Raw genomic sequence first — 14179 nt, forward strand, 5'->3', positions numbered from 1 at the left:
TAGGCATCCAATGAAGTACCGAATGGCTCACATTGGATCTCCTATGGGTCGGGGGGAATATCGGCAGGTGCTGCCGGGGCCTGATACTCGGACCGTGGAGACCGCTTCCCTGGACCTGAACCTGCTGCGCACCTTCCTCGCGGTGTACCGCTCCGGCTCCTTCACCGGCGCCGCCCGTCTGCTCGGACTGTCGCAGCCGACGGTGACGACGCAGATGCGTGCGCTGGAGCGGCAGACCGGACGCGAGCTGTTCGAACGGCTGCCGCGCGGGGTCACGCCGACCCCGGTGGCCGACGAGCTGGCGGCCCGGATCGCCGCGCCGCTGGACGAGCTGGCCGCCGTCGCCGGCCCCACCCCGCCGGCCGGCGGCCGGGCCGAGCCCGTCCATCTGGCCGGACCGGCGGAACTGCTCTGCACGACGGTGCTGCCGGCCCTCGCCCCGCTGATCGCCGAGGGCGTACGGCTGCGGGTGTCCACCGGGCTGACCGATCCGCTGCTGGAGGAGCTGCGGGCCGGCCGCCACGACCTGGTGATCGCCACCACCCGCCCGCGCGGCCGTACACTGCACGCCGTGCCCCTCACCGACGAGGAGTTCGTCCTCGTCGCCGCCCCGGTCTGGGCGGACCGGCTGACGGTCCGGCGGCACACGCGGGACATCGCAGCCGAGGACTCCGCCGTGCGGCATCCCCACGCGGAGGACTCCGGCGTGCGGATCCCCGAGGCGGAGGGTTCCGGGATGCGGATTCCCGAGGCGGAGGGTTCCGGCGGGCAGGGTTCCCTGGACCCCGCCGCCCTGCACGGCGTCCCGCTCATCACCTACGCCGAGGACCTGCCCATCGCCCGCCGCTACTGGCGGCACGTCTTCGGCCGGCGTCTGTCCCGTACCGCCGCCGTGACCGTGCCCGACCTGCGCGGGGTCCTCGCGGCCGTGTCCGCGGGCGCCGGGTTCAGCGTGCTGCCCCGCTATCTGTGCCAGGACCTGCTGGAGTCGGGCGCGCTCGTGGCGCTGCTGGAACCGGAGGACCCGCCGATCAACACCGGCTTCCTCGTCCAGCGCCCCGGCGCCTCCGACAATCCCGACGTGGCCCGCGTCCGCGCCCTGGTGCTGCGGGCGGCGCGCAACTGGTAGCCGGACGCCGGGTGCCGTTCACGCCGCGGGAGCGGCCGTCCACTCCGGTGCCAGCACCGACCAGATCTCCTCGTCGTGGCGCTCGCCCCGGTACAGGTAACTCTCCCGCAGCACGGCCTCCTTGCGCATGCCGAGCCTCCGGGCGACCGCGATGCTCGGCGTGTTGCCGGCCGACACCCACCACTCCACCCGGTGGACGCCCCGCTCCCGGATCGCCCAGTCGATCAGCAGGCGCACGGCCCGGGTCACCAGACCCCGGCCCACCGCGGCCGGTTCCAGCCAGCAGCCCGCCTCCGCGGTGCCTTGCGGCACGTCCAGCCGGCGCAGGATCACCGCTCCCACCAGGGTGCCGTCGAGGCGGATCGCCCGGATCAGCCCGCCGTCGGCGGCCTCCTTGCCGGCGTACGCCTCCAGGAACGCCCGCGCGGACGCCAGATCCCTCACCACGTCCGGGAGCCCGTTGAACCGCCCGATGAACTCCCGCCCCCGGTCCACATGCGCGAAGAACTCCTCGGCCTGCCACGGCTGGAGAGGACACAGCTCGGCGCCGTCGTCACCGAGAGAGGTCGCGAACATGGTCACCTTCGGGTGAGGGGGTGGGACATCTGGTACGCCAGCCTGCGATCGGCGCCCTCCCCGATGGCCGTGAGCGTCTCGTCCAGTTCCATGAACCACTCCCAGGGCTCCCGCCCATCGGCCCCGGCCAGCCGGGCGACCACCAGATCCTCCAGCTCCGGGACCCGTCGGTTCTTCCAGATCTTGTCGGCCAGGCTCACCAGCAGGTCCTCGGCGCCGATCCCGGGCACCGTCCAGGACGCGTGGGTCCCGGCGAAACGGGCCAGCCCGGCCGGTACCCCCTGCGTCAGCAGCAACTCCCGTCCGGCCGCCTCGTGTCGGGCACCGGGACCGGACAGCTCGGCCGGGTGCAGTGCCTTACCGATGTCGTGCGTGGCCGCGCCGAACAGCACGGCCTCGGCGTCGAACTCCAGCTCCGGGCAGTGTGCGCGCACCCAGGCCACGAGCTGTGCCGCGACGTCGTGCACCGCCCGGAGGTGGGCCACCAGCCGCGGCGGGGCGTCGAGGCGCGCCAGGAGCCGAGCGGCCCGCTCGGGCAGGGGGAGCAGAGGGGGTTCGGTGGTGTCGTCGGTCGCGATCGCCGCGATGTCGCCTGCTGTCACCGCCCCAGGGTACGGACCGGCAGGTGCCGGACGGCCGGTTTCCGGGGCCCGATCCGGGCGGTGCCCGACGTGAGTTCAGGGCACGCACGCGTGCGGCTGCCCGGCCGGGCCCGAAGCCGTCAGACGTGCCGGCCGGCCGCCGCCTGCTCCTCGGCGTACGCGACGGCCTCGGCGTGCCCGAAGAGGCCGGGCAGCCCGCCGGTGTGCACGAACACGGTCCGCTCGCCCGGCCGTACCTCGCCGTCCCGGACGGCGTCGGCCAGGCCCGCCAGGGCGCGGCCGGTGTAGACGGGGTCCAGGACGATCCCCTCGGTGCGGGCGGCGAGCCGGAGCGCTTCGGCCGCGGGACCGGTCAGCGCCGCGTACCCGCTGCCCACCTGGTCCCGGCGCACCCGCAGCCGGTCCCCCGTGACCCGCTCCGCGGTGAGCGGAGCCGCGAACTCCGCCGCCGCGGCGGCCGGGTCGGCCAGCGCCCCCACGTCGACACCGAGCACCGACTCCGAGCCGAGGGCGGCGACCAGCCCCGCCATGGTGCCGCCCGAACCGAGCGCGACCACCACGGTCCGCAGGCCCGGCACCTGCGCGCGCAGCTCCTCGCCGCACCGCACGTAGCCTTGCGCGCCCAGCGTGCTGGACCCGCCGAACGGGATCAGGGCCGGCCGGGCGCCCCCGTCCCGCAGCCGCGCGCAGACCTCGGCCGCCGCCGCGTCCAGGCCCGCCCGGTCCACCTCGCCCGCCCAGTGCAGCCGCGCCCCCAGCAGACCGTCCAGAGCGAGGTTCCCGGACCGGGACACGCCCGGCGTGCCGCGCAGGACGAGGACGACGTCCAGCCCGAGCCGGGCAGCCGCGGCGGCGGTCAGCCGGGCGTGGTTGCTCTGCGGGGCGCCGGTGGTCACGAGGGTGTCCGCGCCCTCGGCGAGCGCCGCGCCCACCGTCCACTCCAGTTTGCGGATCTTGTTCCCGCCGCCGCCCAGACCGGTCAGGTCGTCCCGTTTCACCCACAGGTCGTCCGGCCCGAGCCCGAGCGCGGCGGCCAGCCGGGGAGCCGGCTCGACGGGGGTGGGGAAGGTGCCCAGGGGCACGGGCGGGTGGCTCATGGCGGTGTCCTCGGGTTCGGTGGTCGGCGGGTGGCCGGCGTCGTGGCCAGTCGATCACGGCCGGGCGTCCGGCGTCACCCGTGTCACACCGGCAGCAACCGGGCGATCAGCGCGCTGAGCTGCCGGGCCGTGCGGCACTCGTGCATCTCGACCAGGTCGGCGTAGGCGGGCGCGGCCGAGTCGCCGGTGCCCCACTGAGCGTGGGGCTCGGGGTTCAGCCAGTAGACGCGCCGGGCCCGCCGGGCGACCTCGCGTACAGCGGCCGGGTTCGGGTCGCTCATGTTGGTCCGGGCGTCCCCGAGGACGAACACCGTCGTGCGCGGGCCGACCGCACCGCCGTACCGCTCGGCGAACTCGCCCAGCGCCACGCCGTAGTCGCTGCTGCCGTGCCAGCCGGTGAGCGTGGCCTCGGCGCGGATCCGGGCGCCCAGTCCGTCGGGGTCGGCGCGACCGTGGTCGAGCAGGCCGGTCACCTCGTCGAGCCGGTTGACGAAGGCGAAGACGCGGACCTTGCCGAACTGGTCGTGCAGGGCCTGCACGAGGAGCATGGTGAAGTCCGAGAAGCCCGACACCGAGCCGGACACATCGCACAGCAGCACCAGTTCGGGGCGGACCGGGCGGCGCCGGCGCAGCACCGGCCGCATCGGCACCCCGCCCGTGGACAGCGAGGAGCGCAGGGTGCGGCGCAGGTCGATCGTGCCGCGCGCGGCCCGTCGGCGGCGCGCGGCGAGCCGGGTGGCCAGCTTGCGCGCCAGCGGCGCGACGGCCCTGCGCAGTTCGGCCAGCTGGTCCCGGTTCGCGAACAGGAAGTCGACCCGGTCGGCGGTCGGCCGGACGGCCCGCCGCGCGATCTCGTCCCGCCCGCGCCGCTCCGCGACCCGCCGCCGGGCCTCCGCGCCGACCAGCCGCCGGAACTCCTCGATGCGGCGCCGGATCTCGTCGTCCAGCAGCCGGTCGGCGAACCCCGCGCCGCTCCCGTCCCGGCCCCGGACGTCGGCCCGCACCCGGGCCAGCAGGGTCTGCGGGCGCAGCCGGTCCAGGGTCTGGTACGCCGACCAGCCGTCCGACCCCGGTGAACTCCCGTAGCCGCCCAGACCGTCGACCGCCTCCGCCGCCAGGCGGGCCATCAGCGCCCGGTCGTCCTCGGCCAGCGCCTTCGCGAGCCGGTCGCGCAGGTCCTCCCGGTCCCGGGGAGCTTCCTGCGGACCGCCCACCCCGCGCGGGAAGTACAGGTCGAAGACCGAGTCGAACAGCGCCCGCTGCCCCGGGCCGTGCAGCAGCGTCGCGGCCAGTCCCTCGCGCAGCAGCTCCCGGTCCGCGAGTCCCAGTGCCTCCACCGCGCGGGCCGCGTCCACGGTCTCCCCGGTGCCGATCCGCACCCCGTGCGCGCGCAGCGCCCCGGCCAGACCCGTGATCCGGTCGGCGACGGCGGTCACAGCGCGTCCAGGTCGAGCTTGGCCGCCGCCTTCTGGATGTCGTCCTGGTGCTTGAGGATCACCCCGAGCGTGTCCCGTACGACGGTCTCGTCCAGGGTGCCGGCGCCCAGGGCCAGCAGGGTGCGCGCCCAGTCGATGGTCTCGGCGACGGACGGCGCCTTGCGCAGGTCCATCGCGCGCAGCGCCCCGACCACCCGGACCACCGACTCGGTCAGTGCCCGGCCGAGGCCCGGCACCTTCAGCCGTACGATCCGCCGCTCCAGCTCCTCCTCCGGGAAGCCGATGTGCAGGAACAGGCAGCGGCGGCGCAGCGCCTCGGACAGCTCGCGGCCGGCGTTGGAGGTGAGGACGACGAACGGGCGGCGGGTCGCGGTGACCGTGCCCAGCTCGGGGACCGTGATCTGGAAGTCGCTGAGCACCTCCAGCAGCAGACCCTCCATCTCGACGTCGGCCTTGTCGGTCTCGTCGATGAGCAGCACCGTCGGCTCGTCGCCGCGGATGGCGGTGAGCAGCGGGCGGGGGAGCAGGAACTCCTCGCTGAAGATGTCGGTGCGGGTCTCGTCCCAGCTCTCGTCGCGGCCCGCGCTGATGCGCAGCAGCTGCTTGGCGTGGTTCCACTCGTACAGGGCCCGGGACTCGTCCACGCCCTCGTAGCACTGGAGCCGCACCAGACGGGCCCCGGCCACCTGGGCGACGGCCTTGGCCAGCTCGGTCTTGCCGACCCCGGCGGGGCCTTCCACCAGCAGCGGCTTCCCCAGCCGGGCGGCGAGGAACACCGTCGTGGCGACGGCGGGGGAGGCGAGGTAGCCGGTCTCGGCGAGGCGCGCGGAGACGTCGTCGACGGATGTGAACAACGGGGCCTCCGGCGGGTCGGGGAGCGGGGTCCGATGGCGGGCGGCGGGTGCCGATCTCCTATCTAAGCGCTTGTTCAGCTGCCGCGCCACGGTATACACCGATCGGTTTCCAGTCTGCCGCGCCGCGGTAACCTCGCCCTATGGCCACCACAGAGAAGGCGTCCCCCCGCGAGCGGCTGCTCGACGCCGCCGCCCGGCTCTCCTACCAGGACGGCGTCTCCGTCGGCATCGAGGCCCTGTGCCGTGCGGCGGGCGTGTCGAAGCGGTCGATGTACCAGCTGTTCGACAGCAAGGACGCGATGCTGGCCGCGAGCCTGGAGCGGAGCATTCCGTGGTACGAGGACCGACTCGCGCACCCCGACCCCGAGTCCGCCACCCCGCGCGAGCGGATCCTGTACGTCTTCGAACGGCTGACGCGGGGCTCCCAGGAGGCGGACTACCACGGCTGCCCCTATCTGGCCGCGCTGGTCGAGCTGAAGGACCCGGAGCACCCGGCGCGCGAGGTCGCCCGTCAGGTCAAGGAGCGGCTGGCGGCGGCCTTCCGCGCCGACGCGGAGCGGGGCGGCGCCCGTGACCCCGAACTGCTGGCCCGCCAGCTCCTGCTGATCTTCGACGGCGCCAGCGCCCGGGCCGGCGCCGGGGTGGAGCGCCTGGACGACGGACTCGCCACGGTGACGGTGACCGCGCTGCTGGACGCCGCCGGCATGCGCTAGACCGCGCCCCCGGACCGGGGCCCGCCGGTCCGGGGGCGGCCCTGCGGGAAGGGGCCCCCGCGGTGTCCGTCGGCTGCGCCCCGCGGTGTCCGTCGGCTGTGCCCCCGCCAGCTCCAGCTGCCGGGGCGATGCGGGCGCGTTAGCATCGAGACAGCGTCTTGCGCATGGATGATCGGATCCGTTCCATCCCGGTGGCACCCCCGTCACACAGCCCCTGCCGAACCCTCAGCCGGTCAGGAAAGCAGGTCGTCGGCATGTCATCCGCCACGGACGAACCGAGCAGGGAACCCACGCCGGATCAGGCGGAGGACAACGCGTTCTTCCCGTCACCGTATTCGCTGAGCCAGTACACGTCCTCGAAGACCGACTTCGACGGTGTACGGCACAAGGGCGCCTACACCGGGGGGAAGTGGAAGGTCCTCATGGTCGCGGCCGCGGAGCGCTACGTCCTGCTGGAGAACGGCAGGATGTTCTCCACCGGGAACCATCCCGTCGAGATGCTCCTGCCGGCCCACCACCTGATGGAGGCGGGCTTCGGCATCGACGTGGCCACGGTGGGAGGCTATCCGGCGAAGCTCGAACTCTGGGCCATGCCGGACGAGGACGAAGCGGTCACGGCCGCGTACGAGGCCCTCAAGCCGAAGCTCAAGCAGCCCAGGGACCTCGCCGACGTCGTCGCCGACGACCTCGGTGAGGACTCGGACTACATCGCCGTCTTCATCCCGGGCGGACACGGTGCCGTGGTCGGTCTGCCCACCGCCGAGGCGGTGACCGGGACCCTCGACTGGGCCCTGGCGAACGACAGATTCGTCATCACCCTGTGCCACGGGCCGGCCTCGCTGCTCGCCGCTTCCCTGGGCAAGGACGAATCACCGTTCAAGGGGTACGAGGTCTGCGTCTTCCCCGACGCCCTCGACGAAGGCCCCAACCTGGAGATCGGCTATCTCCCCGGCCGTCTGCCGTGGCTCGTCGCCGGTCTGCTGCGCGAGCAGGGACTGACCGTCGTCAACGACGACATGACCGGCAGGACGCACCAGGACCGCAGACTGCTCACCGGCGACAGCCCTCTCGCCTCCCACGCTCTCGGCCTGCTCGCGGCCGACGCGCTCGTCGCAGAGGTCCGCAGGACCACGAACTGACACCCGCCCCGATCGCCCCCCGGCCGCCCCCGCCCCGTGCGGCTGCCTCGGACGGCCCCCCCGTACGGGCCACCACAACGCGCCGACCCCCTCTCCCGCCCGGTCCAATGGAGCCGTGACCGCGCCCCCGGACGACTGCCTCGCGCGCAACGAATGGATCTGCGGGGCCTATCTGAGCACCCGCCGCCAGATCCTGCTCGACGCGGTCGTCCAGCACCTCCAGCTGACCTTCCTGTCGGTCCTGATCGGCCTGGCCGTCGCGCTGCCGCTGGCGGTCCTCGCCCGCCGCTGGGGCTGGGCCGCCGGACCGGTCCTCGCCGTGACGACGGTCCTCTACACCATCCCGTCGCTGGCCATGTTCTCCCTGCTCCTGCCCCTGTACGGCCTCTCGGCCACCCTCGTCGTCGCCGGGCTCGTGCTGTACTCGCTCACCCTGCTGGTGCGGAACATCCTCGCCGGCCTGCGCGCGGTCCCCGAGGAGACCCGGCAGGCCGCGCGCGGCCTCGGCTACGGTCCCGTCCGCCTGCTGCTCGCCGTGGAGCTGCCGCTCGCCCTGCCGGCCGCGATGGCCGGCCTGCGCATCGCCACCGTCTCCGCGGTCTCCCTGGTCACGGTCGGCGCGATCGTCGGCTTCGGCGGCCTCGGCAACCTCATCTACGCGGGCATGAACACCTACTTCAAGGCCCAGGTCCTCACCGCGTCCGTGCTGTGCGTGCTGATCGCCGTCACCGCCGACCTGCTCCTGCTGGGCGTGCAGCGGCTGCTCACCCCGTGGGCCAGGGCGGCCCGCGCATGAGGACGCTCACCGCCGCCTGGGCCTGGCTCACCGACCCCGCGCACTGGACGGGCGAGGACGGCATCCGGGACCGGCTGCTCCAGCACCTGGCGCTCACCGTCGTCTGCCTGCTCCTGAGCTGTCTGATCGCCCTGCCCGTCGCCCTCGTCCTCGGCCATCTCGGCAAGGGCGGCGCGCTCGCCGTGAACATCTCCAACGTCGGCCGGGCCGTCCCCACCTTCGCCGTCCTGGTCCTGCTCCTGCTGACCCCGGTGGGGAGGTGGGGCGAGGGGCCCACGGTGGTCGCCCTGGTGCTGTTCGCCGTGCCACCGCTGCTCACCAACGCCTACGTCGGCATGCGCGAGGTCGACCGGAGCGTCGTACAGGCGGCACGCGGGATGGGCATGACCGGGCGGCAGACGCTGTTCCACGTGGAAGTGCCCCTCGCGCTCCCGTTGATCCTCAACGGCGTGCGGATCGCCGCCGTCCAGCTCGTCGCCACCGCCACCATCGCCGCGCTCGCCGGGGGCGGCGGCCTCGGCCGGATCATCACGGCGGGCTTCAACCTCGCCAGCACGCCCCAGGTGGTCGCGGGCGCGCTGCTCGTCGCCGCGTTCGCCCTCCTCGTCGAGGGCGTCTTCGAGGCCGTCGAACGGCTGGCCCCGGCGTGGGTGCGGGGCGGCCGGTGAGGGGCCGTGCCGCGGCGAGCCTGGCCGCACTCCTCGTCCTCACCGCCTGCACCACCGGTCCCTCCCTGGAGAACCGCGGCGCGGTCACCGCATCGCCCGGCGACAGCCACCACCTGACCGTCGGCTCGGCCGGCTTCACCGAGAGCGACCTGCTCGCCCAGATGTACGCGCTGCTGCTGAACCAGGCCGGCTACCGGACCTCGATCCTCACGGTCGCCAACCGGGAGCTGTACGAACCGGCCCTGGAGTCCGGCCAGATCGACGTCGTGCCGGAGTACGCGGCCACCTTCGCCGACTGGCTGAACGCCAAGACCCACGGCGCCGACGCACGGCCGGTCGGCTCGCCCGACCTCGACGCCACCATGAAGGCCCTGCGGAAACTCGCCGCGCCCCGCGGCCTGACCGTCCTGCCACCGGGCCGTGCCGTCGACCAGAACGCCTTCGCGGTGAGCGCCGACTACGCCCGCCGGCACGGCCTCAAGACCCTCGGCGACCTCGGCGCCGCGAAGCTGAAGGTGCGGCTCGCCGCCGGCGACGAGTGCGTGCAGCGCCCGTACTGCGCACCGGGGCTGAGGAAGGTGTACGGCATCGACATCATCGCGGTCGACCCGAAGGGCGTCGGCACCACCCCCGCCAAGCGGGCCGTCCAGGACGGCCGGGACCAGATGGTGCTGACCACCACCACGGACGCCACCCTCGACCAGTTCGGCCTGGTCCTGCTCGCCGACGACAGGCATCTGCAGAACGCCGACCACGTCGTCCCGGTCGTCAACCGCTCCCGCGCCGGCAGCGAGGGCGTGGCCACGGCGCTCGGCAGGCTCAACGAGGTGCTCACCACCGCCGACCTGGCCGCCATGAACCAGCAGGTGGACAGCTGGCGCCGGCTGCCGGCCGACGTGGCGCGCACCTATCTGACGGACAAGGGCCTGCTGAAGCAGTCCGCCTCAGGCGTCCGCGACCGAGTCGAACGGCACCTGCCCCCGGCTCACGCCCCGCGCGTCCGCGTCCACGGAACGGCGTAGCGCCTCGTGCAGCTTGGCCGGGGTCAGCACGCCGAGGAACCGCGCCCCGTCCAGCACGGCGACCCAGCCGGCGTCGTACTGGAGCATCACCCCGAACGCCTGCTTCAGCGGCGCCCCGACCGGTACCCAGGCGGTCATCCGGTGCACCAGGTCACCGACCGTGCCGCTCGCGCCCAGCTCCTCGATGCCGACCCAGCCGTGCAGGTCACCGCCCGCGTCCAGGACCACGGCCCATCGGGCGCCCTCGGCCCGCAGTCGCTCCAGGGCACGCGCGGCGGGCTCGTCCAGGCGGGCCACGGGCGGCTGTTCCAGGTCGTCCGGTTCGATCACGGTCACCGACAGCCGCTTCAGCCCCCGGTCGGCGCCCACGAACTCGGCGACGTACGGTGTCGCGGGCGCCCCGAGCACCGCGCCGGGCGTGTCGAACTGCTCGATGCGGCCCTGACCGTACACGGCGATGCGGTCGCCGAGCCGGACGGCCTCCTCCATGTCGTGCGTGACCAGCAGCACCGTCTTGCGCACGGCGGCCTGCATCCGCAGGAACTCGTCCTGCAACTGCTCGCGCACCACCGGGTCGACCGCGCCGAACGGCTCGTCCATCAGCAGCACCGGCGGATCCGCGGCCAGCGCCCGCGCGACGCCGACCCGCTGCCGCTGCCCGCCGGACAGCTGTTCCGGATAGCGCGTCCCGTACGTCCGCGGATCGAGACCCACCAGGTCCAGCAGCTCGGCCGCCCGGGCCCGCGCCTTCGCCCGCTTCCAGCCCAGCAGCGCCGGCACGGTCGCGGTGTTGTCCAGGACCGTGCGGTGCGGGAAGAGGCCCACCTGCTGGATGACGTACCCGATGCGGCGGCGCAGCCGCACCGGGTCGACGGCCGCGATGTCCTCGCCGCCGACGAAGATCCGGCCGCAGGTCGGTTCGATGAGCCGGTTCACCATCATCATGGTCGTCGTCTTGCCGCAGCCGGACGGCCCGACGAGCGTGACCAGTTCACCCTCGGACACCTCGAAGGAGAGGTCGTCCACGGCCGTCGTACCGTCCGGATACCGCTTGGTGACCTGCTCGAACCGGATCATTCCCCCACGCTACGGCAGCGCGCCCCGGGCCTCATCCCGCCCTGCCCCGACCGGCGGACCCGGCGTTCACCGCTCCGCCGTCAGCTCGGCTCTCCCTCGTCACCACGGTGATCACGGGCCACCGTGCGGGTGCGGTCCGCCGAGCAGGATCACCTCCAGCGTGCGCGGTCCGTGCACGCCCTCCACCCGGTCCAGTTCGATGTCGCTGGTGGCCGACGGGCCCGAGATCCAGGTCGAGGGCCGGGCCGGGTCGAGACGTCCGAGGGCCTGCGGGACCGAGGAGACGACCTGGTCCGGGACGCGCACGACACAGATGTGATGGTCCGGGATCAGCGAGATACGACGCCGGCCCTGGTCGGGGGAGCCGTCGAGAACGAGGGTGCCGGTCTCGGCGATCGCCACCGCGCAGCCCGTCACCACGCTGTCCACCCGGTCCAGCCGATCGGCGGTGCTCTCCGCCCGGTCGTGGATCCGCACGGCATCGGCGGCGGACAGCCACTGTGCGGGCAGCCCCGGGGGGACCAGCACCTCCCGGCAGCCGCGCGCGGCCAGCAGCCGCATCACGAGGTGCGGCAGGTCCGCCGCCTCGGCCCGGTGCACGACCGCCCGGTAGTCCACCAGGTTCTCCGCCAGCAGCTCCACCGTCTCCCCGGTGGTCCGCTCCCCGTGCACGCGCAGATAGTCCCGGGGCACGGCCTCCGCGTACGCGCCGTCGTCCGCGGGTACGTCGGCGAGCGCCCGCCGCACCCGGCCCAGAATCCTGTCCCTGCTGCTCACCTGGTCCCGTCCTCTCCGCCGCGAGTGCGCTCCCACCAGTCCCGGAAGGGTTCCGGCGGCACGGCCGGCAGGTCCCGGCTATCGGTCCACGCCCGGCCGGGGCCCGGCAGGGTGCGCGGGTGCAGCCGACGGGTCCGGGAGGCCAGCCGCTGGCCCGCGCGCAGGGCACGCGGATGGGTGAACGCCCAGCCCGCCGCCCGCATCGCCGCCCGCTCGGCCGCGTGTCCCTTCGCCGGCCGGAGCACCACCCGGTTGCCCTGCCGGACCGCCGGACCGCCCTCCACCACCCGCTCCCGCAGATGCACCAGCACCTCGGGGATGTCGATGGCGACCGGACACACCTCGTAGCAGGCCCCGCACAGGCTCGACGCGTACGGCAGGGACGCGTCGATGTCGCTGGCCGTACCGCGCAGCTGCGGGCTGAGGATGGCGCCGATGGGGCCCGGGTACACCGAGCCGTAGGCGTGCCCGCCCGCCCGCTCGTACACCGGGCACACGTTCAGACAGGCCGAGCAGCGGATGCAGCGCAGCGCCTGGCGGCCGACCCGGTCGGCGAGGGCGTCGGTGCGCCCGTTGTCGAGCAGCACCAGATGGAAGGCGCGCGGCCCGTCCTCGTCGGTCGTGCCGGTCCACATGCTCGTGTACGGGTTCATCCGCTCGGCCGTGGAGGACCGGGGCAGGGTCTGCAGGAAGACCTCCAGGTCCCGCCAGGCGGGCACCACCTTCTCGATGCCGACGACCGAGATCAGCGTCTCGGGGAGGGTGAGGCACATCCGGCCGTTGCCCTCGGACTCCACCACGACCAGCGTGCCGGTCTCGGCGACCATGAAGTTGGCGCCGGAGATGCCGACCTTGGCGCGCAGGAACTTCTCCCGCAGGTGCAGTCGGGCCGCCTCGGCGAGTTCGGCGGGCGTGTCCGTCAGACCCTCCGGGGCCGGGCGGCCCCACGCGCCCATCTCGGTGCGGAAGATGTCCCGGATCTCGCCCCGGTTGCGGTGGATGGCCGGGACCAGGATGTGCGAGGGGCGGTCCTTGCCCAACTGCACGATCAGCTCGGCGAGATCGGTCTCGTAGGCGCGGATGCCCTCGGCTTCGAGGGCCTCGTTGAGCCCGATCTCCTGCGTGGCCATCGACTTGACCTTCACGACCTCCGACTCGCCGGTCTCCTTGACCAGGTCGGTGACGATCCGGTTCGCCTCCTCGGCGTCGGCGGCCCAGTGGACCGTCCCGCCCGCCGCCGTCACCGACTCCTCCAGCCGGACCAGATACCGGTCGAGATGACGGAGAGTGTGATCCTTGATCCGCTTCCCCGCCTCCCGCAGTTCGGCCCAGTCGGAGACCTCGGCGACGGCCCGGGCCCGCTTGGCGCGGATGGTGTGCGTGGCGTGGCGCAGATTCCCGCGCAGCGTCCGGTCGTTGACGGCGTCGCGCGCGGCCCGCGGAAAGGCGGGCATGCCCAGATACGTCCCGCTCATACCGCCGGCTCCTCCTCCGTGCTCGCCAGGATCTCCGCGAGGTGCACCGGCCGCAGGTCCGTGCCGAGCCGGGTCATGGTCCCGCCGAGGTGCATCAGACAGGAGTTGTCGGCCGCGCACAGCACCTCGGCGCCGGTCGACTCGGCGTTGCGCACCTTGTCGGCGCCCATCGCCGCGGAGACGTCGCGGTTCTTCACCGCGAACGTCCCACCGAACCCGCAGCACTCCTCGGCCCCCGGCAGCTCCACCAGCTCCAGTCCCTTCACGGCCCGGAGCAGCCGGCGCGGCCGCTCGCCCAGACCCAGGCCGCGCAGCCCGTGGCAGGTCGGGTGGTAGGTGACCTTGTGCGGATAGCAGGCGCCGACGTCCGTCACCCCGAGCACGTCCACCAGGAACTCCGTCAGCTCGTACGTCTTCGGCACCACCGGCGCCAGCGTCCGGGCGAGCGCGTCCCCGCGCCCCTCGTCCCGGGCCCGCTCGCCCATCCGCGGGTACAGCTCCCGCACCATCGCCCCGCACGACCCGGACGGGGTCACGATGGCCTCGTATTCCGCGAAGACATCGGAGAAATGCCGGGCCAGGGGTTCGGCCTCATGCCGGTAGCCGGTGTTGTAGTGCGCCTGCCCGCAACACGTCTGGGCCGCCGGGAAGTCGACGTCGACGCCCAGTCTGGTCAGCAGTTTCACCACGGCACGGCCGGTGTCCGGATACAGCGTGTCGTTGACACAGGTCAGGAACAGGGCGACACGCATCGCGGCTCCTCGGTACGGGTCATCGGACGAGTGCAGGGTAGTGGCCGGGTCCCGGTCGGCGGGAGA

The 14179-nt window shown here is 73.7% G+C and carries 15 protein-coding genes; 6 read left to right on the forward strand and 9 right to left on the reverse strand.

Annotated features, from left to right (window positions below; all coding sequences use genetic code 11):
• The first annotated feature begins 43 nt into the window (after window positions 1–43).
• Window positions 44–1129 carry a LysR family transcriptional regulator gene (locus tag ACZ7KF_RS05735; protein ID WP_471069685.1) on the forward strand — a complete coding sequence of 362 codons (1086 nt, stop codon included), beginning with the start codon at window positions 44–46 and terminating at the stop codon, window positions 1127–1129.
• Between the two features lie 18 nt (window positions 1130–1147).
• Here the strand turns inward: ACZ7KF_RS05735 and ACZ7KF_RS05740 are convergent, their stop codons facing one another.
• The 5 genes from ACZ7KF_RS05740 to ACZ7KF_RS05760 all read right to left on the reverse strand — a co-directional run bounded on the left by ACZ7KF_RS05740 (window position 1148) and on the right by ACZ7KF_RS05760 (window position 5694).
• On the reverse strand, window positions 1148–1705 hold the full coding sequence (locus ACZ7KF_RS05740; protein ID WP_471069686.1) for a GNAT family N-acetyltransferase: 558 nt from the start codon (window positions 1703–1705) through the stop codon (window positions 1148–1150).
• Between the two features lie 2 nt (window positions 1706–1707).
• The gene (locus ACZ7KF_RS05745; protein ID WP_471069687.1) at window positions 1708–2307 is read right to left on the reverse strand and encodes an HD domain-containing protein; all 600 of its coding nucleotides are present in this window, start codon (window positions 2305–2307) and stop codon (window positions 1708–1710) included.
• A gap of 119 nt (window positions 2308–2426) precedes the next feature.
• Window positions 2427–3404 carry a pyridoxal-phosphate dependent enzyme gene (locus tag ACZ7KF_RS05750; RefSeq protein WP_471069688.1) on the reverse strand — a complete coding sequence of 326 codons (978 nt, stop codon included), beginning with the start codon at window positions 3402–3404 and terminating at the stop codon, window positions 2427–2429.
• A gap of 83 nt (window positions 3405–3487) precedes the next feature.
• A complete protein-coding gene (locus tag ACZ7KF_RS05755) occupies window positions 3488–4840 on the reverse strand; it encodes a VWA domain-containing protein (RefSeq protein ID WP_471069689.1) in 1353 nt (450 codons plus the stop codon).
• Window positions 4837–5694: an AAA family ATPase gene (locus ACZ7KF_RS05760; protein ID WP_471069690.1), complete on the reverse strand. Its 858-nt coding sequence runs from the start codon at window positions 5692–5694 to the stop codon at window positions 4837–4839. Before ACZ7KF_RS05760 ends, ACZ7KF_RS05755 begins: the two co-directional genes overlap by 4 nt.
• A 140-nt stretch (window positions 5695–5834) precedes the next feature.
• Between ACZ7KF_RS05760 and ACZ7KF_RS05765 the strand changes: the two genes are divergently transcribed.
• The 5 genes from ACZ7KF_RS05765 to ACZ7KF_RS05785 all read left to right on the forward strand — a co-directional run bounded on the left by ACZ7KF_RS05765 (window position 5835) and on the right by ACZ7KF_RS05785 (window position 10032).
• Window positions 5835–6407: a TetR/AcrR family transcriptional regulator gene (locus ACZ7KF_RS05765; RefSeq protein ID WP_471069691.1), complete on the forward strand. Its 573-nt coding sequence runs from the start codon at window positions 5835–5837 to the stop codon at window positions 6405–6407.
• A 254-nt stretch (window positions 6408–6661) separates the two neighbouring features.
• Window positions 6662–7546, forward strand: a complete 885-nt coding sequence (gene hchA / locus ACZ7KF_RS05770) for a glyoxalase III HchA (protein WP_471069692.1) — start codon at window positions 6662–6664, stop codon at window positions 7544–7546.
• Between the two features lie 115 nt (window positions 7547–7661).
• Window positions 7662–8342, forward strand: a complete 681-nt coding sequence (locus ACZ7KF_RS05775) for an ABC transporter permease (RefSeq protein ID WP_471069693.1) — start codon at window positions 7662–7664, stop codon at window positions 8340–8342.
• Window positions 8339–9010: an ABC transporter permease gene (locus ACZ7KF_RS05780; protein WP_471069694.1), complete on the forward strand. Its 672-nt coding sequence runs from the start codon at window positions 8339–8341 to the stop codon at window positions 9008–9010. The genes ACZ7KF_RS05775 and ACZ7KF_RS05780 overlap by 4 nt, the downstream gene beginning before the upstream one ends.
• Window positions 9007–10032: an ABC transporter substrate-binding protein gene (locus ACZ7KF_RS05785; protein ID WP_471069695.1), complete on the forward strand. Its 1026-nt coding sequence runs from the start codon at window positions 9007–9009 to the stop codon at window positions 10030–10032. Before ACZ7KF_RS05780 ends, ACZ7KF_RS05785 begins: the two co-directional genes overlap by 4 nt.
• Here ACZ7KF_RS05785 and ACZ7KF_RS05790 read toward each other — a convergent pair.
• From ACZ7KF_RS05790 to ACZ7KF_RS05805, 4 genes are all read right to left on the reverse strand, one after another.
• Window positions 9955–11109, reverse strand: coding sequence for an ABC transporter ATP-binding protein (locus ACZ7KF_RS05790; protein ID WP_471069696.1), 1155 nt, complete (start codon window positions 11107–11109; stop codon window positions 9955–9957). The genes ACZ7KF_RS05785 and ACZ7KF_RS05790 overlap by 78 nt on opposite strands.
• A gap of 111 nt (window positions 11110–11220) precedes the next feature.
• Window positions 11221–11886, reverse strand: coding sequence for a LutC/YkgG family protein (locus ACZ7KF_RS05795; RefSeq protein ID WP_471069697.1), 666 nt, complete (start codon window positions 11884–11886; stop codon window positions 11221–11223).
• Window positions 11883–13361 carry a LutB/LldF family L-lactate oxidation iron-sulfur protein gene (locus ACZ7KF_RS05800; RefSeq protein ID WP_471069698.1) on the reverse strand — a complete coding sequence of 493 codons (1479 nt, stop codon included), beginning with the start codon at window positions 13359–13361 and terminating at the stop codon, window positions 11883–11885. Before ACZ7KF_RS05800 ends, ACZ7KF_RS05795 begins: the two co-directional genes overlap by 4 nt.
• A complete protein-coding gene (locus ACZ7KF_RS05805; protein WP_471069699.1) occupies window positions 13358–14113 on the reverse strand; it encodes a (Fe-S)-binding protein in 756 nt (251 codons plus the stop codon). The genes ACZ7KF_RS05800 and ACZ7KF_RS05805 overlap by 4 nt, the downstream gene beginning before the upstream one ends.
• Window positions 14114–14179 lie beyond the last annotated feature (66 nt).

The sequence above is a fragment of the Streptomyces sp. NPDC038200 genome (assembly GCF_055600785.1).

Excerpts from the sequence above, each read along its gene's own strand:
- ACZ7KF_RS05735 (WP_471069685.1), top strand. The coding sequence starts at position 44 with ATGGGTCGGGGGGAATATCGGCAGGTGCTGCCGGGGCCTGATACTCGG.
- ACZ7KF_RS05740 (WP_471069686.1), bottom strand. The coding sequence starts at position 1,705 with ATGTTCGCGACCTCTCTCGGTGACGACGGCGCCGAGCTGTGTCCTCTC.
- ACZ7KF_RS05750 (WP_471069688.1), bottom strand. The coding sequence starts at position 3,404 with ATGAGCCACCCGCCCGTGCCCCTGGGCACCTTCCCCACCCCCGTCGAG.
- ACZ7KF_RS05765 (WP_471069691.1), top strand. The coding sequence starts at position 5,835 with ATGGCCACCACAGAGAAGGCGTCCCCCCGCGAGCGGCTGCTCGACGCC.
- hchA (WP_471069692.1), top strand. The coding sequence starts at position 6,662 with ATGTCATCCGCCACGGACGAACCGAGCAGGGAACCCACGCCGGATCAG.
- ACZ7KF_RS05780 (WP_471069694.1), top strand. The coding sequence starts at position 8,339 with ATGAGGACGCTCACCGCCGCCTGGGCCTGGCTCACCGACCCCGCGCAC.
- ACZ7KF_RS05790 (WP_471069696.1), bottom strand. The coding sequence starts at position 11,109 with ATGATCCGGTTCGAGCAGGTCACCAAGCGGTATCCGGACGGTACGACG.
- ACZ7KF_RS05800 (WP_471069698.1), bottom strand. The coding sequence starts at position 13,361 with ATGAGCGGGACGTATCTGGGCATGCCCGCCTTTCCGCGGGCCGCGCGC.
- ACZ7KF_RS05805 (WP_471069699.1), bottom strand. The coding sequence starts at position 14,113 with ATGCGTGTCGCCCTGTTCCTGACCTGTGTCAACGACACGCTGTATCCG.